Origin of the sequence: Nocardia sp. NPDC101769, from assembly GCF_044766925.1 — a bacterium.
GTDB lineage: Bacteria > Actinomycetota > Actinomycetes > Mycobacteriales > Mycobacteriaceae > Nocardia.
On sequence record NZ_JBIWMX010000034.1, the window covers coordinates 85,658 to 109,240 of the forward strand.

Annotated in this window: 22 protein-coding genes and 1 pseudogene; 4 read left to right on the forward strand and 19 right to left on the reverse strand. The window is 68.9% G+C overall.

Translation table 11 applies throughout. From position 1 onward, the window contains the following. Positions 1–390 carry a DUF1761 domain-containing protein gene (locus tag ACIRRA_RS37265; protein ID WP_402778247.1) on the reverse strand — a complete coding sequence of 130 codons (390 nt, stop codon included), beginning with the start codon at positions 388–390 and terminating at the stop codon, positions 1–3. 75 nt (positions 391–465) lie between these two features. On the opposite strand from ACIRRA_RS37265, the gene ACIRRA_RS37270 reads away from it, so the two are divergent. Then, entirely contained in the window at positions 466–1,119 is a 654-nt protein-coding gene (locus tag ACIRRA_RS37270) for a TetR/AcrR family transcriptional regulator (RefSeq protein ID WP_402778250.1), read from the forward strand. A gap of 284 nt (positions 1,120–1,403) precedes the next feature. Next, the gene (locus tag ACIRRA_RS37275; RefSeq protein WP_402778253.1) at positions 1,404–2,912 is read left to right on the forward strand and encodes an alpha/beta hydrolase; all 1,509 of its coding nucleotides are present in this window, start codon (positions 1,404–1,406) and stop codon (positions 2,910–2,912) included. A gap of 234 nt (positions 2,913–3,146) precedes the next feature. Here ACIRRA_RS37275 and ftsH read toward each other — a convergent pair whose 3' ends face one another. From ftsH to adhE, 18 genes are all read right to left on the reverse strand, one after another. Beyond that, a complete protein-coding gene (ftsH, locus tag ACIRRA_RS37280) occupies positions 3,147–5,147 on the reverse strand; it encodes an ATP-dependent zinc metalloprotease FtsH (protein WP_402778256.1) in 2,001 nt (666 codons plus the stop codon). 25 nt (positions 5,148–5,172) lie between these two features. Further along, positions 5,173–5,673, reverse strand: coding sequence for a flavodoxin domain-containing protein (locus ACIRRA_RS37285; RefSeq protein WP_402778259.1), 501 nt, complete (start codon positions 5,671–5,673; stop codon positions 5,173–5,175). Positions 5,674–5,817: 144 nt separating this feature from the next. Beyond that, positions 5,818–6,177 (reverse strand): hypothetical protein, encoded by a 360-nt coding sequence (locus tag ACIRRA_RS37290; protein ID WP_402778262.1) that lies wholly within the window; start codon positions 6,175–6,177, stop codon positions 5,818–5,820. 418 nt (positions 6,178–6,595) lie between these two features. Then, entirely contained in the window at positions 6,596–7,195 is a 600-nt protein-coding gene (locus tag ACIRRA_RS37295) for a V-type ATP synthase subunit D (protein WP_402778265.1), read from the reverse strand. A gap of 15 nt (positions 7,196–7,210) precedes the next feature. Then, entirely contained in the window at positions 7,211–8,599 is a 1,389-nt protein-coding gene (locus tag ACIRRA_RS37300; RefSeq protein ID WP_402778268.1) for a V-type ATP synthase subunit B, read from the reverse strand. Then, positions 8,596–10,323 carry a V-type ATP synthase subunit A gene (locus ACIRRA_RS37305; protein WP_402778270.1) on the reverse strand — a complete coding sequence of 576 codons (1,728 nt, stop codon included), beginning with the start codon at positions 10,321–10,323 and terminating at the stop codon, positions 8,596–8,598. The genes ACIRRA_RS37300 and ACIRRA_RS37305 overlap by 4 nt, the downstream gene beginning before the upstream one ends. After that, positions 10,320–10,886 (reverse strand): hypothetical protein, encoded by a 567-nt coding sequence (locus ACIRRA_RS37310; RefSeq protein WP_402778273.1) that lies wholly within the window; start codon positions 10,884–10,886, stop codon positions 10,320–10,322. Before ACIRRA_RS37310 ends, ACIRRA_RS37305 begins: the two co-directional genes overlap by 4 nt. Beyond that, entirely contained in the window at positions 10,883–11,101 is a 219-nt protein-coding gene (locus ACIRRA_RS37315; protein ID WP_402778275.1) for a hypothetical protein, read from the reverse strand. Before ACIRRA_RS37315 ends, ACIRRA_RS37310 begins: the two co-directional genes overlap by 4 nt. Before the next feature lies 1 nt (position 11,102). Beyond that, entirely contained in the window at positions 11,103–11,396 is a 294-nt protein-coding gene (locus tag ACIRRA_RS37320; protein WP_402778277.1) for an ATP synthase subunit C, read from the reverse strand. Beyond that, on the reverse strand, positions 11,390–12,688 hold the full coding sequence (locus tag ACIRRA_RS37325; protein ID WP_402778280.1) for a V-type ATPase 116kDa subunit family protein: 1,299 nt from the start codon (positions 12,686–12,688) through the stop codon (positions 11,390–11,392). The genes ACIRRA_RS37320 and ACIRRA_RS37325 overlap by 7 nt, the downstream gene beginning before the upstream one ends. Continuing rightward, entirely contained in the window at positions 12,672–13,598 is a 927-nt protein-coding gene (locus tag ACIRRA_RS37330) for a hypothetical protein (protein ID WP_402778283.1), read from the reverse strand. The genes ACIRRA_RS37325 and ACIRRA_RS37330 overlap by 17 nt, the downstream gene beginning before the upstream one ends. Continuing rightward, positions 13,595–14,044 (reverse strand): hypothetical protein, encoded by a 450-nt coding sequence (locus ACIRRA_RS37335; protein ID WP_402778286.1) that lies wholly within the window; start codon positions 14,042–14,044, stop codon positions 13,595–13,597. The genes ACIRRA_RS37330 and ACIRRA_RS37335 overlap by 4 nt, the downstream gene beginning before the upstream one ends. 272 nt (positions 14,045–14,316) lie before the next feature. Further along, positions 14,317–15,093, reverse strand: coding sequence for an oxidoreductase (locus ACIRRA_RS37340; RefSeq protein WP_402778289.1), 777 nt, complete (start codon positions 15,091–15,093; stop codon positions 14,317–14,319). Positions 15,094–15,119: 26 nt separating this feature from the next. Then, complete coding sequence (locus ACIRRA_RS37345) at positions 15,120–15,947, reverse strand: FAD/NAD(P)-binding protein (RefSeq protein WP_402778292.1); 828 nt, start codon at positions 15,945–15,947, stop codon at positions 15,120–15,122. A gap of 13 nt (positions 15,948–15,960) precedes the next feature. Continuing rightward, positions 15,961–16,431: a cyclic nucleotide-binding domain-containing protein gene (locus ACIRRA_RS37350; protein ID WP_402778295.1), complete on the reverse strand. Its 471-nt coding sequence runs from the start codon at positions 16,429–16,431 to the stop codon at positions 15,961–15,963. Continuing rightward, on the reverse strand, positions 16,421–17,599 hold the full coding sequence (locus ACIRRA_RS37355) for a 4Fe-4S dicluster domain-containing protein (RefSeq protein ID WP_402778320.1): 1,179 nt from the start codon (positions 17,597–17,599) through the stop codon (positions 16,421–16,423). The genes ACIRRA_RS37350 and ACIRRA_RS37355 overlap by 11 nt, the downstream gene beginning before the upstream one ends. A 597-nt stretch (positions 17,600–18,196) precedes the next feature. After that, positions 18,197–18,634, reverse strand: coding sequence for an SRPBCC family protein (locus tag ACIRRA_RS37360; RefSeq protein WP_402778298.1), 438 nt, complete (start codon positions 18,632–18,634; stop codon positions 18,197–18,199). Then, on the reverse strand, positions 18,621–21,281 hold the full coding sequence (gene adhE / locus ACIRRA_RS37365; RefSeq protein WP_402778301.1) for a bifunctional acetaldehyde-CoA/alcohol dehydrogenase: 2,661 nt from the start codon (positions 21,279–21,281) through the stop codon (positions 18,621–18,623). Before adhE ends, ACIRRA_RS37360 begins: the two co-directional genes overlap by 14 nt. A gap of 481 nt (positions 21,282–21,762) precedes the next feature. On the opposite strand from adhE, the gene ACIRRA_RS37370 reads away from it, so the two are divergent. Further along, on the forward strand, positions 21,763–22,656 hold the full coding sequence (locus ACIRRA_RS37370; protein ID WP_402778304.1) for an ATP-binding cassette domain-containing protein: 894 nt from the start codon (positions 21,763–21,765) through the stop codon (positions 22,654–22,656). Beyond that, positions 22,653–23,583 (forward strand): annotated as a pseudogene (locus tag ACIRRA_RS37375) (hypothetical protein); the annotation flags it as partial. The gene ACIRRA_RS37370 and the pseudogene ACIRRA_RS37375, both read left to right, overlap by 4 nt.

Sequence of the window (23,583 nt, forward strand, 5' to 3'; positions counted from 1 at the left end):
TCAATGGATGAGGCCGAGGACAGCCCCCAGCAACGCCAGTTTGAGCAGCCAGTCACCTGCGTGCATGCCGGCAGTGACAGGCGCGACACGCTCCCACATGATCGACCCGGTCAGCAGGATGACTGGCAGGCCGATCCACAGCATGACCGCGAGCAGCAGACCTCCGGATACCGACTGCATGCCCGAGCGAGCTGCGACCCAATGGAACACGCCCGCCAGGACAACTGTCCGCAGCAGTTCGCATACCACTTTCCAGGGTGCGGGCCGTCCGCCACGATCCAATGCCGCGGCGCCGAGCACCCGCCGCTCCAGCGGAGTGACGACTGTGTAGTAGACGGAACTGGCTACAAATGCCGCCAACGCGGCTACCGCGATTCCGACGACGAGCATCCGAACTCCTCTATTTTAGTACCTATTCGTACAGTATTCATGCATTTTTGAACTGTCAAGTACTAAAATGTCGTCATGTCGAGTACGCGCGGACGGGGCCGTCCCCGAGGAAGTAGTGGTGCGGAGTTGTTGAGCATCGCTCGAAACGAGTTCGTCACACATGGGTTCGATAGAGCGACCATGGACGCCGTTGCGGCGCATTCGGGCGTGTCCAAGCAGACGCTGTACCGGACCTACCGATCCAAGGACCTGCTCTTCGCGGCTGTGGTCCGCGACTGGGTGGATCGGGGGCACGACGCGTTGCGCCCGCACGCCCTCGCCCTGCTGGACTCGACCGATCTCGTCGAGGGCCTCTATCGGCTGGCCACTGTGCTGCAGGCGGGAATCCTCAGTGCCGGGGTGATGCAGATGCGCACCTTGGTCGCCGCCCAGGCGGCATCCTTTCCCGACGTCGCTCGGGACTATGTCGCCCGGAGCTGGGACCGCAATATCAACACACTTGCCGAGGTGCTCGCCGAGCTCACCGAGCGCGGCGAGTTGCGCCTCGAACACCCGCGCATCGCGGCCGAGCAGTTCGTGTGGCTGGCGATCGGCGCACCGCTCAACCGGCTTTCGTTGTGTGGCGACCGGATTCACGACGACGACCTTTCGCTCGTCGCCCGAGAGGCAGTCGCCACCTTCCTCGGTCGCTACCGAACAGAGCCACCGCGAGGGCTGCCTCGGCCGTAGCGGGACACGATTTTGCCTCGGATCAACGAGACGAATCCAACCCGTATCGTCTCCTGGTCCCGCCCTTGACCGTGGTGGGGGCCGCACCTCTGCTCCATCAACCCACACGCCTGTGCATGTGGCTCGGGTTGCTCATCACGGCCGTCGGCATCGCATCGGCCGCCCGCCAGGGCTGATGTGCCGGAACCGTTTCCACCCTTGCCCCACCCTCGGATGGAGCCGGTCGGCGAGCGAGATCGGCAGACTTCGATTCCGGGTTGATCGACAGTCATCGGAGGTGTGGGATGGAATTTCGCCGGATCCGGCTCATCGGCGCGGTGTCGGCGGCCGTGCTCGTCGCGGCGGGGTGCACCGCACGCACGCCGGGTGCGAGCGGGCCTGAGGAGTTGCACTGGAGTGCCTGCCCGCCGGGGACGCCGAATGCCGAAGGCGTTGCCGCACAGCGTGATCCGGCGCAACAGTGCGCGACCTTGACGGTACCGCGTGACTATTCGGCGGCGGGCAGGGGCACCATCACGGTGACGGTGTCGCGGATCGCAACGGCGAAGCCCGGTGCGCGAAAGGGTTTTCTGCTCGTGTCGCCGGGAGGGCCGGGCATGCCGGGGTTGGATCAGCCGGGTGTCATGCGCGGCCAGTTGCCTGCCGCGATAACCGATACCTACGACCTGGTCGGCCTCGATGACCGAGGCATCGGGAACAGCACGCCGGTGCATTGCGGGCTGAACGACGCCGATCGCGCGGCAGCCGTGGCGGGGGTGCCGTTTCCCGCGCCGGATGGCACGGTGGACGCGAATATCGCCTATGCGAAACGGGTCGCCGACACGTGCGCCCGCAATGCGGGTGACTACCTGCGCGACATCACCACGGCCAATGTCGCGCGGGATATCGACCGGTTCCGGGCAGCGCTTCGCGCACCCACGCTGTCGTATCTGGGCACCTCGTACGGCACCTACCTCGGCGCGGTGTACGCGACCCTGTTCCCGTCGCGCACCGACCGGGTGGTGCTCGACAGCGTCGTCAACCCGCTGGGCATGCAGACCTCGGCGCGCGACATGTTCAGCCGAGGAGCCCAGGATGCCTTCCCCGCGCTGGCGCGGTGGCTGGCGGCCGCGGACGCCACACTGCACCTCGGCACCGACGAATCCCAGGTCGAGGACTCCTACTACCGGACCACCGAACGACTCGACCACACGCCGATCCGATTCGGGAACGGCCGCGTCCTGGATGGCAACCGACTACGCATCCTCGTCTACGAGTGCGAGCAGAACGAGAAGCTCTATCCCTTAGTGGCCAACGCGTTCCGAATTGCGAACGGCGAGACGGCACCGGCGAGCACCGGCGCGGCGTCGAATTCGGCCGCGCTGCCGACCGAGATCCCCGACAACTTCCTGTCCGCCCAATACGCCGTCATGTGCGACGACGTGCACTGGCAACCCGATACCGGCCAGTTCCCCGGTGCCGTCGCCGCGGACAAGGCGAAGTACCCCATCGGCAACGGCTTCGGCGGCAGCCCCTGGGTCTGCAACTACTGGCACTACCCGCCGAAACAGGAACCGGTCCGGATCGGCGACAACGGCCCGGCCGATATCCTGCTGCTGCAGAACCGCTTCGACCCGTCGACTCCGTATTCCGGTGCCCGCCAAACCCTGACGGCCCTGGGCACGCGGGCCGCGATGGTGACAGTCGAAAACACCGGTCACGGAGTCGATTTCAGCGATACCTGTGTCCAGGCCGCCCTGATCTCCTTCTTCGCCGGCGGACATCTGCCCACCGACGACCCCACCTGTGGATAGGCGACGATCCCGGAAACCGAAGCCGCCTTGGTACTTCAGCATCACTTCGTGATGTAGTGCGTTGCGAGAGGGTGTGCTCGACCTGGAGTTGTGATGCCAGAGGCATACGGTGAGGCGCTGGTCGATAGGTCCGCCATGTGCGGGTGAATCTCGATGGTGCGGTCCGTGTCGTGCGCGCCGCTGGCATGCCGAGAATCCAACGAACCCCCCATCACGCCACGAACTAGCGTGGGCTCATTCGATTGCGCTCGGCCGGCCGTTGTCCGCGTGGGCCGGGGCGGTGAGTGCACCGGCGCGCGGTCCGATGACGGTCGCCGGGACAGTGCCGGGGTGCTCGGCCGGTACGTCCACGCCGATCAGCGGGTAAACGTCTGCGCCGTCGACGGTTTCGTGGTCGAGCAGCAGTGTGACCAGTCGTTGCAGCGCGTCGCGGTGGGATTCGACGAGATCGACGGCGCGGTGCTCGGCCTCACGCAGCAGACGCGATACCTCGGCGTCGATGGTCGCCTGGGTGGCTTCGGCGAACGGGCGACTGGACAGTTCCGAGCCGCCCCCGCCGAGGAACACCGATCCGCCGCGGGGGTAACCGACCGGGCCGAGCGCGGCCGAAAGACCGAATTCCCGAACCATTTTGCCGGCCAGGTCGGTGGCCTGGGCGAGGTCGTTGGCCGCCCCGGTCGAGCCCTGGCCGAACACGACCAGTTCGGCGGCTCGGCCGCCGAGCCGCACGGCGAGGGTGTCGGTGAGGTAGTTCTCGGCGTAGAGGTGGCGTTCGACCAAGGGCAGTTGTTCGGTGGTGCCCAGGGTCTGCCCGGCGGGCAAGATGGTGACCTTGGCGACCGGATCGGCGTGCGGCGACAGCGCGGCGACCAGGGCGTGCCCGCTCTCGTGGACGGCCACGGCGTATTTCTCCTCGGGGAGCAGGACATTGGAACCCTCGCGACGGCCGAGCAGGATCCGGTCGCGAGCCGCGTCGAAGTCCGCGGCGCGGATCGTGTCCCGGTCGTCGCGGACCGCGCAGATCGCCGCCTCGTTGGCGAGGTTGGCCAGGTCTGCTCCGGAGAAACCGGGGGTACCCCGGGCCACCACCTGCATGTCCGTATCCGGCCCGAGGTGCTTGCCGCGGCAATGCACCGCCAGGATCGCCGCGCGTTCGGCGAGGGTCGGCAGCGGGATGGTGACCTGCCGGTCGAAACGTCCCGGCCGTAGCAGCGCCGGATCGAGCACCTCGGGCCGGTTGGTGGCGGCCAGCACCACGATGCCCACGGCCGGGTCGAATCCGTCCATCTCCGAGAGCAATTGGTTCAGCGTCTGCTCACGTTCGTCGTTCGACACCATCGCCGAGGACCCGCCGCGGCGCGAGCCGATAGCGTCGATCTCGTCGACGAACACGATCGCCGGGGCCCGTTTACGCGCTTCGGCGAACAGATCCCGAACCCGGGCCGCACCGACTCCCACGAACATTTCCACGAAACTCGAGCCGGCGACCGACAGGAACGGGACTCCCGCTTCACCCGCCACCGCACGCGCCAGCAATGTCTTGCCGGTGCCGGGCGGACCGATCATCAAGACCCCGCGCGGCGCCACCGCGCCCGCGCGTCGATAGCGCTCCGGTGCGCGCAGGAAATCGACGACCTCGGTGATCTCTGCCTTGGCTCCGGTGTATCCGGCGACCTCGTCGAAGGTGGTCCCCGGCCGTTCGGTATCGAACACCTTCGCCTTGGATTTGCCCACCCCCATGGCGCTCCCCAACGGGCCCGCGGCGCCGCGTCCCATGCGCTGAATCCACCAGAACAGCAACACGAACGGCCCGAGGATCAGCGCCCACATCACGATCTGGGACCACACCGAGGTCTTGTTGGTCGGCGGCGGCGCGGCCGTGACGGCGACGCCGGACTTCTCCAACCGGTCCAGCAGCGCCGATCCGGCCTGGGCGGGAATCATGGTGGAGTAGTCGTGCCCGTTGGTCAGGGTCCCCGAAGCTTGGCCGGAGGTCTGGATGGTGATGGTCTTGACCTGGTGGGCGTCGACGTCGGTCAGGAACTGGCTGTAGTCCAGGCCGACCGAGGCGGGAGTCGTCGTCCGCGGTACGGGCACGAAAATCGACACGACGATCGCGATGAGCACGGCGGCGATCGGGACCAGCCACCTCTGCCACGGCGATTGCGATGAGGGCGGTGTGGTTTTCGGTGTCGGCCGATCCGGCGGGGGTGGTGCGCTGACCTGTCTGCTCACTGTCGTCTCCCGATCCGTGTGCGGCTCAGCCGAGCCGGGTGGCGATGTCCTTGGCCCACGCCTCGATCCGAGCGCGGTTGCGGAAGTCCCCGGCGCTGCTCTTGGCCATGGCCGAGGCGGGGAATCCGGTGGCCGTGCGCTCGAGGCGGCCGCCGAAGATCGCGGTGCCGCGCGCGCCGAGCCGGTCGGCGGTTCGGTGAACCGCTCTCGCGCCGAATGCCTTTCCGTCCGTGCCGGCGTCGGTCGAGTCGTCCAGCGGGCCGCTGGCGAACAGCCACACCGGGTGCTCACGCAGCTGCCGGGTGAACCTGCGGGCGAAGTGGCGCGAATCCCGATGCCAGCGACCGGAATACAATGCGCCGCCGAGCACTACGGCCCCGAACCCGCTCAGCGAGTGCACCTCCCGCGCCGGTTTCACCGCGACCGAGATATGGTCCGCGCGCAGCGATGCGCCGATCCACTCGGCGATTTCCGCGGTGCCGCCGCGTTTCGAGCCGTAGGCGACGAGAACGGTCTCTTTGGTCATGGTCATCTCCTCGAGTTGGGCCGGTGTCCGGTGAATCCCTGCAGGATTCCGACATTTTCAGGGGGGCGGCGGGGCAGATGCGTGTCGTCGTCGTCGGTGAGCTCGTTGACGTCGTGAACTCGCATGTGCCTCATGGCAGTGCTCCTAGTCGTCGCCGGAAATCGGCTGTGTCGACTCACAACGCCGGGCGAGCTCGGCGATCCGCTCGCGGTAGCGGTCGGCCGGTAGCCGGCCCGCGAGCAGTTCGGACAGCAGGGCGTTCTCCGTCGAGAGCGCGGGCCACACGAGTCTGGAGGTGGGCCACGTGACACCCCGATCCGCGAATTCGGCGAAGCGGGCATCGCCGTTCTCCGACGTCGGCGCGGCGAAGCAGACGCCGGACCGGCCGTGACGGCGCCGTGTCGGGCGCGCCAGGCCACCGGCGGGCTCGGCGGGCCCTCGGGCCGCCCACCACAGTGGCGCCGGGAAGGCCCAAGCGGCCACGGCGAGAATATTGGTGATCATTCGAACGACCAGCCTTTCTCATGAGCGACCCACCGAGTCCCTCTGCGACCTTGCTCCCCTCCAGCATCTTCGATGTCCGCGCACGGCGGGAGGTCCAGTGGTCGTCCGTCCAGGGGACCTAAGACCGCTTCGGTCCACGTTCCCAGGCGCGCAGCGCGTCGATGAGGGTTCGGTCGTCGACTGATCGGTGTCGAGGAGCGTCGCCTCCGGCCATGGATATGACCGGCAGCAGCCCCTCGGGCATCACGGCGAACCCGGCGCTCGAGCGGTCGCTGCTGGGTACGACCCCCCTCCCTGCCACCGACCCGGCGTTGCTGCTGCCCGTTCCGCTCGTCGTGTGTAGAGCCGACGAAATACGCCGTTATCTTCTACGCCGGCGAGACCGACGCCGGAACTGACCCGACTACCGACGGATTCGTCAGGTAGGACGACCACCGAGGGCGCGGCCCAGGCGTACGCGGTCGGCGCGCTCCTGCTCCTCGAGCGCGAATTCCAATGCCGCCGCGGCGGTTCGCAGCGCGGGGATGCGGCGGTGGCGCAGACCGCGCACCCGGATCCGGGTCGCGAGTATTTCGCGGTCGATGGCCCGGACCGCGGCGGCGGCCGCCGCGTAGCGGACTCCGGCGGCCAGCGCCTCACAGTGCGCGGTCCGGGCCGCGACCAGCGCGGCGCTGCCGGTGACGGCGTCCCGGAAGTCCTGTGGCAGTAGGCAATCCGCCTGATCCGGGTACCGGACCCCGGCCAGCACCGTGGTCGACACCTCGACCCGGGCCGGGGGCGCGGCGGCCAGCTCGAGGGAACTACGGCCCCCGAGCAGGGCCGCGCGCGCGTGCCTTCGCACCGCCTCGCGGTGGGCGGACTCCCAGTCGTGACGGGCTTCGTCGCACAGCCCGGTCAGTCGCGCGGCGGCCTCGTCGAGGACGACGAGCTTGCGATCCAGCAGTGCCGCACCGCGTTCGGCGACGGCCAGTCGCTCCCGCAACCATTGGCGACCGGCTCTTCCCGGGGGGATACGCATGGTCGACACCGTCCTTCACTCCGGCTCGGCGGCGAGCCCATGGGCATCGAGCAGCTCGTCGGGCAGCATGGTCAGCGCGCCGCGCGGCAGCCGGGCCAGCACCCGCCAGGCGCGATCGAGCGAATCCTCCAGCGGGCGCGACTCATCGAAGCCCTGCCGCATCAGCTCGGCCGCGAACGCCTCCTCGACTTCGAGATGGGCGCGATCGAGATCGCCGAGCGCGTCCGGTCCGATCAGCTCGGCCAGCTCCCGCGACTGGCGGGCACGGGCGAGCACGGCCAGCAGCTGTGCGGCCAGCGGCAGATGATCGGCCCGGGTCCGGTGCGGCCCCGCGCCATTGCGCATCAGGCGCGAGAGGGAGGACAGCACATCGACGGGCGGATAGACCCCGCGCGCGTGCTGCTCGGCCGACAGGATCAGCTGGCCCTCGGTGATATAGCCGGTCAGATCGGGCACCGGGTGGGTGATATCGCCGCCCGGCATGGTCAGCACCGGCAGGATGGTCACCGAACCGGGCTGCCCGATGATCCGGCCGCAGCGCTCGTAGAGCGAGGCGAGGTCGCTGTACAGATAGCCCGGATAGGCACGGCGGCCGGGAAATTCGCCGCGAGCGGCCGACACCTCACGCAGGGCGTCGGCGTAATTGGTCATATCGGTCAGCACCACCAGCACATGCCGTCCGCTCTCGAAGGCGAGGTGCTCGGCGATGGTCAGCGCCAGGCGCGGGCTGAGCAGCCGCTCGATGACCGGATCATCGGCCAGGTTGAGCAGCAACACGAGTTCACCCGCCGCGGAACGCTCTTCGAGCGCGTCGCGGGCATAGGCGGCGTCGGCGTGGGTCAGACCCATACCGGCGAAGACGACGCAGAACGGTTCCCCGCCCGCGGTGGCCTGCGCGGCGATCTGACACGCCAGCCGCAGATGCGGCAGACCGGGCATCGAGAACACCGGCAGCTTCTGCCCGCGTACCAGGGTGGCGAGCACGTCGACCACCGACACCCCGGTGAGTACCGGGTCGGCGGGCGGATCCCGGCGCACCGGATTCAGCGGCGACCCGGTGATGGGTTCGAGTCGGCCGGGCACCGGCGGGCCGCCGTCCAGCGGTACGCCGCGGCCGTTGCACACCCGGCCGAGCCAGCCCTCGCCGACCGCGATACGCACCGGGCCGCCGGTGAATTCGAGCGCGGTGGCGGCGGGATCCACGGCGGCGGTGCCCTCCAGCACCTGCACCACCGCGAGATCACCGTCGACCTCCAGGACCAGGCCGTTGCGAATCGTGCCGTCGTCGAATCGGATGCGCACCGACTCGTCCCAGCCGACGCCCTCGACACCGGCCACCACCAGCAGCGGGCCGTGCACTTCACGAATGTCGGTGTAGCGCATCCACTGTGACGCGGTGTTCACGACAGTTCCCCCAGCCGCGCCAGCATGCGGTCGCGCAACTGCCCGGCCGCACCCGTGTCGTCGGGCCCGGACGCTTCCCGGGCGCGCACCAGCGGGCCGAAGTCCAGGCTCTCGATCCGCTCAGGAGCGACGCCGGCGGCGACGAGTTCACGGCAGCGGCCCACCACGGTCAGCACGGCGTCGACCAGGGCGGTGGTCTTGGCCATCGAGCAGCGGGCGTCATTGTCGGACAGGGCGTTCTGCTGCAGTATCGCCTCGCGCAGCAGTCGCCCGGCCAGCACCATCATGCGCTGATCGGCGGGTAGGGAGGCGGTGCCGACCAGTTCGGTGAGCGCGCTGAGCCGGTCGGATTCGGCCAGCAGCCCGACTATGCGTTCGCGCCGCTCGCCCCAGTCCGGATCGCCCGCGGCGGCGTAACTCGCGGCCACTATCTCGGCGTCGCGGGAGAACGACGCGGACCAGGAGACAGCGGGATAGTGCCGGGCGTAGGCGAGTTCGCGGTCCAGCGACCATCGGCAGCGGACGAACCGCTCGGTGTGGGTGGTGACGGGTTCGGAGACATCACCGCCGGGCGGCGACACCGCGCCCACGATCGTGACCGACCCTGACTCGCCGCCCAGCGTGGTCACCGCCCCCGCCCGCTCGTAGAAGGCGGCCAGCGCCGAGGCCAGATCGGCCGGGTAGCCCTCCTCGGCGGGCAGCGTCCCGGTGCGAGAGGCGAACTCGCGCAAGGCTTCCGCCCACCGTGAGGTCGAATCCGCCACCAGCACCACGTGATAGCCCATATCGCGGAAATGCTCGGCCACCGTGACACCGGTGTACACGCTGGCCTCCCGTGCCATCATCGGCATATTGGAGGTATTGGCGATGATGACCGTGCGATCTCCGAGCAGCCCACCGGTGCGCGGATCGGTCTGGGCGGTCAATTCGGCCACGATCTCGGCCATTTCGTTGCCGCGCTCCCCGCAACCCACGTAGACGATCACGTCGGCGTCGCACCATTTCGCGAGCTGCTGCAACAGCATGGTCTTGCCGGTGCCGAAACCGCCTGGCACGCTGACACTGCCACCGCGCAGCACCGGGAACAGCAGATCCACCGCACGCTGGCCGGTGTGCAGGGGTTCGGCGGCGGTCGAGCGGTTGCGGCACGGCCGCGGCGTCCGCACCGGCCAATAGGCGGTCAAACCGACCGGTGTGCCGCTGACGGTGGCCACGGTATCGTGCTGGCCGTAAACACCGGCGGCCGCGAGGGTTTCGACCCGGCCGCCGGCGTCGGGCGGGACAAGGATCCGGTACTCGAGCGGGCCCGCGTCTGTCACCACACCCAGGACGGTCCCCGGTTCGACGACGTCCCCGGCCGCCACGACGGGACGGAAACTCCAGCGCCGCCCGTCGATTCCCGGTGCGGCACCGGGATCCAGCCACACGCCCGCGGTTGCGAGGGGCCGCAGCAGCCCGTCGAAGACGCCGCCGAGTAGACCGGGATCCAGGTGCGCCGACAGCGGCCGGTGCGTCGGCGTGGCGGGATCGCCCGGACCCAGGCCGCCGGTGTACTCGTATGCCTGTACGGCGGCGTGCTGCTCGCCGATCGCCACGATCTCCCCGGGCACCGCCTGCGGCCCGAGCGCCATGAGGTCGTTCATGGCCATCCCGGGGAAGGCGTCCACCTCGACCAGCGGTCCGGCCACGCGGCTGATCCGGGTCCGCACCGATGTCGCGCTCATGTCCACAGTCCCGTCAATTCGGGTTCGACCGTGTCGAGCGCACGGGCGGCGATGGTACTCAGCCGCAGGTCCAGACGGCGCCCCCCGGACCGCGCGACGAATCCCCCGGCCGGATCCGCCACGATCTCGGCCTCCGGGCCGAGCAGCTGGATGGCCTTGGCGCGCAGGAGGTCTCGCAGATGCGGCCAGTCCGGTTCGACGCTCAGCCGGAGCACGGCGGCTGCGCCCTGGCACCGCCACCGGTCGTACACGTCGCGCTGGGCCGCGAGTAGCGCCGCCCGCTCTTCGCGGCGCAGGCGCCACTGCTCCGCGGCCCGGTGCGTGGCGGCGCGGGCGACTCCGGCCGCGCGGGCCCGCTCGGTGATGGCCGCGGCCTGCTCCTGTGCGTCAGTGACCGCCGCCCGCGCTGCCGCCCGCGCCGTCGCCACGATGGCGTCGGCGTCCGCGACGGCGCGCCGGAGCAATTCCGTGCCGACCGGGCGCAGCGCCGCCTCGGTGTCCGCCTCGCCCCGGCGGGCGGCGGGCCCGGTGGACGGCGCTGTCGTGCAGGCGAGTTCACTCACGACGGCATCACCGCGGTCAGCAGGCGGGTGTCGGCGAGTTCGGCGGCGAGGAACCCGGACGCCCTCGCACTCATGAGCACGACCGCGACCTCGGAATCCAGGCTCGCCCATGCCTTTCGCGCCGCCTCGGCGTCCTCTGCCGCCAGCACCGTCGCCCCGGCCAGGCAATAGCCGGATACCTGACTCGCCTCACCGAGTACCACCACCGTGCCCATCTCAGGCCTTCCCGATCAGCAGGACCGCCACCACCAGGCCATAGATGGCGATGCCCTCGGCCAGACCGACGATCACCATGGCGCGGCCGAACAGTTCGGGCCGTTCACTGACGGCGGCCAGAGCGGCGGCACCGGTGTAGGCGACCGCGATGGCCGCGGCCAGCGACGAGGCGGCGACGGCGATAGCGGCCCCGAGCAGCGCGGCCCAGTTGCCGCCCGACCCGCCACCGCTGGCCGCGAGCGGATCGGCGGCCGCGGGCGCGGCCGAGAGCACGAAAAGGATCAAGGTCAGCATGATGAACCCTCCGGGTTCTCGATTCGGATTCGCCACGGCACGAAGGGCTTCCCCGCACCGGTGAACAAATGGGAGAACAGCTCGTAGAACTCGAGTCGCAGCGCCTGCACGCCCGCCACCAGCGCCTCCAGCGCGAAGGCAGCCGCGTTGCCGAGCACGAACACCACGACCGCCAGGACCGGACCGGCCCTCCCGGACCAGGCCGCCGCGACAGTGCCCGACCAGACCACCCAGCCCAGAGCCGCGTGCGTCATGCCGAACGCGGCCAGGCGGGCGAAGGACACCAGGTTCGAGCCCAAGCGCACCAGCAGGTCGAACACACCGATCCCGGCCGCGGCCGCGCCGACCGCACCGCCGCCGGATTCGGTGAAAGTCCCTGCCACCGAGAGGATCACGCCGACCACGGCCACCCCGATACCCGCGCCCGTGAGCACCGTCGAGCGGCCGAGCGCACCGGCCGTGACCAGCGCGAGCCCGAGAAACAGTGCCGCGCCCGCGATTCCGGTGGCGGAATAGAGCGCCAGGCGCAGACCACCCTCGCGCCAGCGATTCACCGCGCCCCCCGCATGCGCCAGCGCCAGCAGCGCCGCGCCCACCGCGACACCCGCGCCCAGCAGGGGCAGCGGCGCCTCCAGCGGGCTCAGCCACACCACCGGCAGAACGCCGGTGGGGCCGAAGAATTCTCCGTAGAGCAGACCGAACAGGGTCGCGGTCAATCCCGCACCGGCGACGAACGGCCACAGCGGCCGTGCCCGGACCACCCGCCGCACCCGCCCGCTGGCCAGCACCGCCGCGGCGGCCAGCAGCAGCAGCCCGTGCCCGGCGTCGCCGAACATCATGCCGAACATGACCACGTAGGCGATCCCGGCCGGAACGGTCGGGTCGAGATCGCGGTACGGCAGCACCCCGTACACGCCCACCAGGGGCGCGAATGCCTTGCGCAGCGGCCGCTGTACCGTCAGCAGCGTCGGCGGGTCGATGCCGGGCGGGGTCGGCAGCGGGACTACCCCGGCCCCGAGCGCCGTCAATCGTGTGGTGAGCCCGGCCAATTCGGGTTCCGGGCACCACCCGGCCAGTGCGGCCACTCCGCGCCGGCGCACCGCGTCAGCGTCTCGCGTATCCAGCTCGGCGGTATCGGCACCGGCTCCGGCCGGGGTGCCCGTGGCGGGATCGTCGAGTTGGACGACCCCGGCGGCCGAGATCTCGATCAGCATGGCGCGCACCGCATCCGAGGGCGCTATCAAAGCGACGCGGCGCATGCGGACGGGTCCGAGGTCATCCTGCAAGTTCATCGAAGTCCTCCCCGGCCGGCGTCTCGCCCGCCGCGACCTGCAGCGCGGCCCGCACCCGCCAGGCATCCGCGGCCAGCAGCGCCACGGTGCCCACCAACGTGGACGCGCCGAATCGACGCTCGCGCACCAGTTCTCGCCCGTCCTGCTCGAGTCGCCGCCACCAGCGGAACTCCGCGCGCCACAGGTCCTCGGGGTGTTCCACGCCATCGAGCGCCCAGCGCGCCGACGCGGGCAGGGTAGTCCGGAGGGCGGTCAGCTCACGGCTGGTCGCGGCGGCGGGCCCGAGCAGCCGCGTCAGCCGCCGTGCGGTCGGTTCGGGGAAGGGGCGGCCGTCCAGCAGGTGACGCCGGGCCGTCAGCAGCGCCAGCGCGCCCATCGCCCAGCGCTCGGCGTCGGGAACGGTGCTCGCCACGCGGGTCGCCCAGCCGACCGCCACACCGTCGGCGATATCGGAGACGTCGTCCGCGCCTGGGTCGCCCCAGGCGGTCCGGGCGAGCGCCGCGCGCAGTTCGTGCGGCGATCGCCGGTCACGCACCCGGCCCCACGCCGTGGTGAGCGCGCCGAGCTCGTAGGGCGGGCGCGGTGCGGCCCCGGCGAGTGTGGCGGCGAGTGCGGCGATATCGGCGACCTCGAAGGCCCCGGCCAGCAAGCGGATCACAGTGACCCCGGTGCGCGGCTGCCATCCGGCCAGGACCCGCAGCCGCCACACGGTTTCCGCGCCGATGGCGTGCTCGGTCTCGATCAGCGTGGCGCCGACCCGGACACGGCGGCCGTAGGAGCTCTCGGCCAGCCGTCGTTGCGCGGCCGGCAGCGACCCCGAGGCGGCGATTTCGTGCACGGCCGCGGCGTCGAGGCGTCGCACCAGCATCCCGGTCGCGCGCACATTGCCCGCCACCCAGAGCGCGTTCACGGCGCTGCCGTTCGATCGGGCGCGGACAGCGCATCCAGGTCGGCGCGGGCGCGGGCCACGACCCGCTGAACGTATTCGGGCAGACGCTCGTCCGCGCGCGTGCGCAGTGCCGCGACGGCCACCGTCGCGTCATCCGGCGCGTCGGCGGCGGCCCGCGCCAGCGCCGCGGCCATGGCCGCATCCGATACGGATTCGGCTGCGGCGCTTGCGGTTTCGACGATGGATCGGGCCTCGGCGAGACCGTCGGCGCGAATGCGCTCGGCCTGGCGCTCGGCCTCGGCCCGCAGCCGATCGGCCGCGTCCTGAACGGTATCGAGCCGACGCAGCAGCGGCGTGAGCTCCGCAGCCGCTTCGGCAGCCCGATCAGCGGGCACCCCGTGCGGTCCCGCCGCTCCGGGCGCGCCCGCCGGGCGGAATTTATCGAGGAAATCTCGCCACCGCAGCATGAATTCGATGGTCGCGTGCCGTGCGCCCGCTCCACAGGGGCACAGGTCGACACGCCGCGTGCCATAGGTCCCGACGCCTCCTACTCGACGCCGGTGCAACGGTGTCCGGCCGAGCGCGAAGAGGCCCCGCGGCGTTGTCGTGACACACGGCGCAGCCGGACGTCGCCCAGGTCCAGCCGCTCGAGCGCGTGCAGGGCATGACAGTACGGGTTGGGGATGTCGGGAAATCGCTGCCGGCCCGCCCGGCCAGCTGACCGGCTGCTGTGGGCAGCCTACTGTCGGTCATGGGATTCGGACTCTGCGCGGAACGCGGCGGCGTTGGCATTGAAGGTCCGGAAGACTCGGAGCAGATCGGGGTGGTCCACACCGAGTTTTTGCAACCAGGACGCGAGAGCGGCGGTGTTGGGTGCCTCCATCGGCCCGAAGCAGCCGTAGCATCCGCGTGTGTATGAAGGGCACAGCGCACCGCAGCCGGCGTGGGTCACGGGGCCCAGGCAGGGCGTGCCGTGCGCGACCATCACGCAGGTGATCCCAGCCCGCTTGCACTCGATGCACACGCTGTGTGCGCGGACGTTGGGCCTGCGGTCGTGCAGGAACGCTGCCATCACGTCGAGAAGTTGCCCTCGGTCGATGGGGCAGCCCTGCAGTTCGAAGTCGACGGGCACATGGTCGGCGATCGCGGTGGAGTTCGCCAGCGTGTCGATGTAGTCGGGGCGGGCGTAGACGATGCGGCGGAATTCCTCCACGTCGCGGAAGTTCCGTAGCGCCTGAATGCCTCCCGCGGTGGCGCACGCGCCGATCGTGACCAGATGCCGAGACGCCGCACGCACCTCGCGGATCCGCTGTGCGTCGGCCGGAGTGGTGATCGATCCCTCGACCAGCGAGAGGTCATAGGGACCCTCGACCATCCCTCGGGACGCTTCGGGAAAGTACGCGATCTGGAACGACTCGGCAATCTGCAAGAGTTCGTCCTCGCAGTCGAGCAGGGTGAGCTGGCAGCCATCGCAGGATGCGAACTTCCATACCGCCTGTGTCGGTCTGCGTGGCATCGGCCGTGTGTCGTCTGGACTGGTCATCACACCTCCCGTAAGCGCAGCCACTGGGCCAGTACCCGGTAGCAGAGCACTGGGCCGTCGCGGCATATCAGGAACGGGCCGAACTGGCAGTGCCCGCACAGGGCAACTGCGCACTGCATGTTGCGTTCCATCGACAGGAAGATCCGGTCAGCGGGCACGCCGGCTGACTCGAGCGTGCGGACGGTGAACCGCATCATGATTTCCGGACCGACCATGAACGCCGTCGCGGTTGCCGGTTGAAACCGCGTCGTGGCGATCAGGTCCGGCACGACACCGACCTCGCCGCGCCAGTCGCCTGCCGCCGCGTCCACAGTGACCCGCACGTCGATGTCGAACTGGCTGCGCCAGCGGTCCAATTCGTCGGTGAACAGCAGATCTGTCGGGGTGCGGGCACCGTAGAGCAGCGCGACCCGCTGGTAGCGGTCGCGGTGAGCGAGTATGTGATACATCGCCGAGCGCAGTGGAGGAAGCCCGATCCCGCCCGCAATGACCAGGACGTCTGCGCCCTCGGCCTCCTGCAGCGGCCAGCCGGTGCCATACGGCCCACGCAGACCGACGCGGTCGCCCGGTTGCAGGGCGCACAGCGCACGGGTGGCCATCCCGACGTCGCGGACGGTATGCAGTACCGGTCCGCACGCGGCGGGGTCGCCGCTGATGGAAATCGGTACCTCGCCAGTGCCGAATGCGCCGAGCATATTGAACTGGCCCGGCCGGAACACGAACGTGTGTCCCTGTGGCGGCTCGAGCTCGAGCGTGAAAGTGTCGGCCGATTCCCGCCGCGTGCCGGTCACCCGCCAGGACGCGGTTTCAGTCCAGGGATGGGACACCGGCGCTGTCCGATCAGCCAGCGGGTGCACTGGCGTTCCCGTACACATCCAGTAGCCGCAGTCGTGTCGCTTGCAGCCGTCGGACGGCCAGGCGAGCGAATACCTGCATCAGCTCGAAGCCCAGCCGCGGATCCGCAGTGCACTTACCGCGCAGGCAGGCACCGTCCAGCACGATGGCGCGCCCGGGCTCGACAGCCCGGCCGTCGAACTCCCACCATTGCGGCTCCATGAGCCATGAGAACCCGGCTACCTCACCAGGCCCCAAGGTCTCGATAATGCTCGGCCCTCGGCCGGGTGCGGCGATCTCCAGCGCCATCTTGCCTTCGCGGATCAGGAAACACTGGCCGGCGGGCGAGCCTTCACGGAACAGGAAGGTACCCTCACCGAACCGGATGTTCCGGGCACATCCGGCGAGCAGGGCCAGATATTCCGGTGCCAGACCCGCCAAAAACGGATGCTCGCGCAGCAGCGGTTCAAGCGTCACCGGTCTCTGCCTCCTGCACAGGTGGTCCGCCCACGACCGCCCCATCGTCCGCTCGGATCGCGGCGACCTCTTCGGTGATGTCGATGCCGACCGGGCACCAGGTGATGCAGCGCCCGCAGCCGATGCACCCCGAGGTGTCGAACTGGTCGATCCAGGTCGCGAGCTTGTGCGTCATCCATTGCCGGTAGCGGGAGCGGTTGGAGACCCGCACCGAGCCGCCGTGCAGGTAGGAGTGGTCCATGGTGAAACAGGAATCCCAGGACCGGTGCAGCTCCGCTCGAGTCCCGGTCAGATCGGTGACGTTCTCGACGCTGAAGCAGAAACACGTCGGGCACACCATGGTGCAGTTCCCGCACGCCAGACACCGTCCGGCCACCTCATCCCAGCGGGGATGCTCGAAATTCGCGTACAGCAACTCCTTGATCCCACCGGTGTCCATCTGTCGGCCCATGGACGCGGCGGTGCGATCGATGATCTGGCCAGCCGTCTCGGTATCCACGGCCTGCGCGGCCCGGCAGGTGACCTCGGCCATGACCTCGGCGCCGCGTCCGGTGCCGATTTCCACCAGGAACTCATGCTGGTCGTCGTCGAGGAGTTCCGTGAGCGCCAGGTCGAAACCGGACTCCGCCCGTGGGCCGGCCTGCATCGACACGCAGAAACATGTCCCGCCTGCCTGGCCGCAGTTCACCGCAACGATGAACGCACCCTCACGGCGATCGGCGTAGATCGGGTCGACATGTTGGCCGCCAAGGAATATCCGGTCCTGGATCCCGATCGCGTGCAGATCGCAGGACCGCACACCAATGAAAGCCAGCGGAGTTTCCGTCTCCGTGCCCGCGGCTGCGAATGACACGCCATCGTCGCTTCGGACCCGCGACAGCAGGCTGGACGGCGGGAACAGGTTACGTTTCCACGATTGCGGGCCGACGTTGTACCCGAACAGCGCGTCATCACCACGCCTGCGGAGGCGGTATGTCCCACCGTCCTGGTCATCGGTCCACCCCGCCGGCAGGTCGTCTGACGAAGAGATGTCGTCGTAGACGATGGCGCCGTCGCGGGCGGTCGGCCCAATGAGCCGGAAGCCTCGCCGGGTAATCGCCTCCAGCAGCATGTCGAAGTCACCGCGGGCCATCACCAGCTGGTCTCCCTCACCGGCGTAGGACTCCATCACCGCTTCCTCCTCCATTCCTGGCTGAGAGTTAGCTCGTATGCGAAATGTCATTGACCAGATCATGAAACGCGGCCGAAGAACTCGGCGACGGCGCCAACTGCGGGACTCGTAGACCCCTGCTCAACAGCCCAGACAGGACATCAGTCACCGATCGCGGGTTACCCACGGCGGCCTATTTCGCTGCCATTCACAACTATAACTCCAGGCAACGGCCATGCCCGTCCCGCAGCTGCCTCGGTTACTCCAGAGAAGAATCGAGCTTCCTCTGGGCCTGTTCGGCGGTCATCGTGTGGTCGGGCGCGCTCATCACACGGTTGAGGCGGCTGATCACCACCGCTGGCCCATCCGCGGTTCTATTGCGCGGCAGGCTGATTGGGACCAACCTCGGCCGACCTCCGGCCACGCCGCCCGGCCGACCAACCGGCTGCAGACACCCCCCGACAGTCCCGCGCGGGTGATCCTCGTGCAGACCCTTTCGAGATCGCCGACCAGCGTCTGCCCGCGGGGGTTCGCTGCAGGTGGTGGTGCCGTAAGCGAGGGAAGGCGGCCTGCTGGGGACTGTCCTCCGGGTCCATCGCGCCCCGGCGGAATCGGTCAGGATTCGACCCTCTGCTGCAAACCGGTCAGCGTGCCGCCTACCAGCCCTTTGATGACTCGGCTGCGGATGAAGCCGGGCAGCGGCAGATTGTGATGAATGGTCAGCTGATAGGTGACGGAGGTGGTGTCCGGAGTGATTTCGTCGAGCTGGTAGCGGCCTTCCTGACCGGTCTGCAGCCGCCCCTGCACCATGGACCAACTCATGCCGTCGTCACGATGACGGTATCTGAGGGTGTAGCTGTCGGTGCCGACCGGCGCGGATGCCGTGAACCGGGCGGTCACCGGCAGTCCGGTCCGCTCGTCCACCTCCAGCACCTCTGCTCGGCGGATCTCGGGGATCCATTCCGGCTGGCTGTTCAGATCGCGGATCGTCGCGAGCACGGTCGCCAGCGGGGCCTGGACCCGTACGGTCCTGGTGGCGCTATCGGTCGGCATGGTCACCGTCCCCGTAGTAGCCGAGTCGAAGCAGGGTGGTGATCTCACTGATCAGCGGCATCCGCGGATTGGTGCGATTGCTCAGGTCCTGGAATGCGGTCATCGCCAATTCCGGTAGGGCCGCGAGGAATTCGTCCTCGGGAATATCGATTTCCCGGAGTGTGCGCGGCATCTCGAGCCGGTCGAGCAGATCTTGCACACCCTGGAAGAGCCGGCGGCGGCTCTCTCCGGGTTCGCGCCCGCCGAAGACGATCCGCCCGAGTTCGGCGTACTTCTCGGGGGCGACATAGGCCGAGTAGCCGGGAGCGGGCATGAACTTCGTCGGCAGGCCGGCGTTGTAGCGCAGGGTGTGCGGCAGGAAGACGCCGTTCGCACGGCCGTGGGCGATGGCGAACCGGGCGCCGACAGTGTGGGCGAGCGCATGGTTGGTGCCGACGAAGGCATTGGAGAACGCCAGGCCGGCCAGCGTGGCGGCATTGGCCATATCGGTGCGGGCGGGCAGATCCCGGGGATCGTCGTAGGCTCGGGGAAGCGCCTCGAAGATCAGCCGCGCCGCCTGCACACAGAAGGCATCGGTATAGGGCGAGGCGAAGACCGAGGCCAGGGCCTCGAGGGCGTGGGTGAGGGCGTCGATACCGGTGTCGGCGGTCAGGGTCTGCGGCATGGAGACGGTGAGCAGCGGATCCACGATCGCCATATCGGGCACCAGGGAATAGTCGACCAATGTTTCCTTACGGTCTTCCAAGGTCAGCACCGCCGCGGGGGAGACCTCCGATCCGGTGCCCGCGGTGGTCGGAACCGCCACCAGCCGCACCGTGTGCGGATCCTGGGGGTAGTCGGCCATGCGCTTGCGCGGATCGAGGAACGGCAAAATGAGTTCGGACAGGTCCTTCTCGGGGTGCTCGTAGAACAGGCGGATCGCCTTGGCCGCGTCGATCACCGATCCGCCGCCCGCGGCGATGATCACGTCGGGCTGGTATGCCTCGAGCAACTCGACGCCGCGCCGGACGGTGGCCTCGCCCGGCTCCGGCTCGACCTCGCTGAAGATCTTGGTGTGCCGGGCGCGCAGTTTGCCGCGGAATTCGTCCACCACGCCGCGCTGTTCGCTCGGTGCGTCGGTGATGATGACGACGCTGTCGCAGTCGAGATCGCGCAGGTTCTCGAGCGCCCCTGCATTGAAGAACGTATTCGACGGGACCCGGAACCACTGGGGCGGGCTGCGCCGATGCGATACCGTCTTGATGTTGAGCAACTGTGTGTAGTTGACGTTCTCGGTGGTGCTCGAACCGCCCCAGGTGCCGCAGCCGAGGGAGAAGGTCGGGGTGAGGTTGTTGTAGATCCCGCCGAGGGCCCCGACCGCGGTGGGCGCGTTGACCAGGATCCGCCCGGTGCGCACGGCCAGGCTGTAGGCGTCAACGACAGCCTTGTCATTGGCGTAGATCGCGGAGGTGTGACCGAGGCCGCCGTGCTCGGTGACGAGGACCGCGGCATCTATGGCGTGCTGGACGTCGCGGGCGCGGACGAGCCCGAGAACCGGCATCAGCTTCTCGCGCACCAGCGGATGCGTGTCGAGCCGGTCGAGTTCGGCCGGCAGCGGCGCGAGGAGGATCTTGACCGACGGGTCCACGCCGAATCCGGCCCGGGCGGCCAGGTCGGGTGCCTGGCGGCCGAGAGCCTCGAGGTTGGCCGTGTCGCCGCAGCCGAACGCGAATTCCGCGAGGGCATCGGACTGCTCCTCGGTGAGCAGGTGCGCGCCCATCCGCTCGAATTCGGCGACGGTGGCGTCATAGATCGCGTCGTCGACGATGCAGGTCTGCTCGGCGGGGCAGATCACCGATGCGTCGAAAGTCTTCGAGATCAAAATATCGACGACGGCGGCCTTGATGTCGGCCGTGCGATGCAGGTAGATGGGCGCGTTGCCGGGACCGACACTCAGCGTGGGCTTTCCGGCCGCGTTGGCCAGGTCGACGACCTTGCGACCGCCAGTCACCCAGATGAAGTCGACCCCCGGATGCCTGAACAGATAGTGGGTCACCTCACGGGCGGCGTCGGGAATCACCTGCAACGCGCCTGCGGGTAAACCCACCGCCTCCCCCGCTCGCCGAAGGATCTCGACAGTGCGTTCGCACGACCGCACGGCGACGGGCGACGGCCGGAAGAGCATCGCGTTGCGCGTCTTGGCGGCCACGATCGCCTTGTACAGCACGGTGGACGTCGGATTGGTAACCGGGGTGATGGCCAACACCACTCCGATCGGATCGGCGATGCGGACGATGCTGCGCTCGACGTCCTCCTCGATGACGCCCACGGACTTCTTGTCGCGCAGATAGTCGTAGAGGAACTCGGTGGCGACGTAGTTCTTGACGACCTTGTCCTCGAACACGCCGAAACCGGTCTCCTCGATAGCCACCCGCGCCAGCTCGGCCGCCGCCCTGATCCCGGCGCGGGCCATCGCCTCGACGATCGCATCGACCTGCTGTTGATCGAGTTCGCGAAACGCCCTCGCCGCGGCACTCGCCGTGTCGACCATTGCGTCCACCTCGGCGAACCGGGCCGGGCCGCGATCGGCCGCACCGGTGTCGGCGGTGGCTGCGTCACCGCTGCGATCGACGGCCTGAGCTTCGGTACCGATCCGGATGTCGGTCATGAGATCTTCTTGAATCGGAGATTCTCGGTTTGAAGGCACTCATCGGTGACAGTACTCGCGCTATCCGGCGTTGACCGAGGTCTTTGTGCCCTGCCATAGGCCCTGTTCGGCCTTCGGCAGGACGAGCGCCGGACCTGCCGGGCCGGAACGGTTTTCGGGTTTGTCCCAGCCCGCTTTCGAAGTCACGTCCGCGGCAGAGCGCACATAGCCGCACATGTGCGATAGCTCGAGTGTCGAGCTGGGCGGATGTTCCGCTCAGCGGTGCCGACTCGGAAACGATTCAGGGTGGCCGGTTCTACCATGAAGACGAGGAGGCATGGGTTGGCTCTGGCAGCGGTGCGGGACTGCCCATGAGATCCACGGGGCTGAAATGTCAGGCTCATGGCCCGATCGTCACGTGGTGGTTGTCGGGTGGCTCGGAGGGGGTCGCGCGGCCGACAATAACCGAGTGGCACACGGTTCGACTGCACGGAGGTGTCCCATGGGTGTCATCGAGGCGCACGGGCTGACCAAGCGTTACGGGGAAACCCTGGCGCTGGACGGACTCGATCTCGACATCGCCGCCGGTGAGGTGTTCGGGTTCCTCGGTCCCAACGGTGCGGGCAAGACCACCACCATCCGGCTGCTGCTGGGCCTGCACCGTCCCAGCGCCGGAGACGTTCGCATCTCGGGGCGCGACGCCTGGGCCGATCCGGTCGCCGTACACCGGTGTTGCGCGTACATCGCTTCCGAACCCACCCTGTGGCCGGGGCTCACCGGTGCGGAGACCCTGGAGTACCTGGCCAATCTGCGTGGCGGCTGCGATGTGGCATACCGGGATCGGCTGGTGCGCCGGTTCGACTTCGACAGCAGCAAGAAGATTCGCGCACTGTCGAAGGGGAACCGGCAGAAGGTGCAACTGGTCGCGGCGTTCGCGACCCGAGCGGCCGTGCTGATCATGGATGAGCCGACCGCCGGACTGGATCCGTTGATGGAAGCTGCTTTTCGCGATACCGTCGCCGAGGCCCGCGAGCGCGGGCAGACGGTCTTCCTGTCCTCGCACGTGCTCAGTGAGGTGGAGGCGCTGTGCGATCGGGTCGGAATCCTGCGCTCGGGAAAGCTCATCGACGAAGGCACCCTCGAACAGCTGCGGCACCTGTCCGCGCGCACGGTCGAGGTGAACTTTACCGGGCAGGTCGACCTGGCCCCGCTGCGGCAGCTGAACGGAGTCGAGGTCGCCGACGCCACCGATCACCATTTGGCCTTGCAGGTGCGCGGCGACATGGGACCACTGCTGTCAGTGCTGAACGGTATGCCCGTCACCACCCTCGACAGCCGCGAGCCCAGCCTCGAGGAGATCTTCCTCGTCCACTACAACGACGGATCACCGCGATGAACAGCGGCGAGGCCCGCACCTTCTGGACGATGACGCGTTTCCGGCTGCGCGCCAACAAGATGTCACTGCTGTCGATGGCGGTGCTGATGGGTGTCTTCACGACTGTGCAGTTGCAGGCCTACCATTCGGTGTTCCCGAACGAGGCCACCCGCGCGGCCGCGCTCACACCGCTGGTGAACAACGGTGCGCTACGCGCTCTCTACGGCTATCCATACGACATTGCCGACCCGACCGGCTGGGTCTCGTGGCGGTCGATGACCAGCGTCGGGATCATCATGGCGGTGTGGGCGGTGATCATCACGACCGGCGCGCTGCGCGGTGAAGAAGACGCGGGTCGAGGCGAATTGGCGCTGGCCGCACCGCAACCCCGGCACCGCTGGTATGCCGCCGCCTTGACCGCGACGACCCTGGAAACTCTCGCTATCGGCGCGGTCACGATGGTGTCGCTGGTCGCCGTCGGCGTCCCTCAGCATCTGCTCGCTGTCACCAACAGCCTGGAACTGGGCGTGCAGTTGATGCTGCCCGCATTGCTGTTCGCCGCGGTCGCCGCGGTGACCAGTCAACTGGTGAACACGGTGCGGGCGGCGCGACTGTTCGCGACTGGAATCCTGGTGGCCGCGTTCATTATTCGGGTGCCAGCCGACACCGGCAATGGAATCGGTTGGCTGCGCTGGGTGACGCCACTGGGCTGGATCGAGGAACTCAAACCGCCCGCGGCACCCAGCCTGCCCGCATTGGCTCTGTCACTGGGTGTGACCGTCGTGTTGATCCTGGCCGCACTGCCGATGCTGGCAGCCCGCGACGTGGGCCTCGGCCTGTTGCCCGCCCGTGACAGCCGCCCGCCGCGGCGCATCCTGCTGGGCGCATCCTGGCAGGCGGCACTGCGTGACGAAGCGCCGCAACTGGGCATCTGGGCGCTGGCGCTGG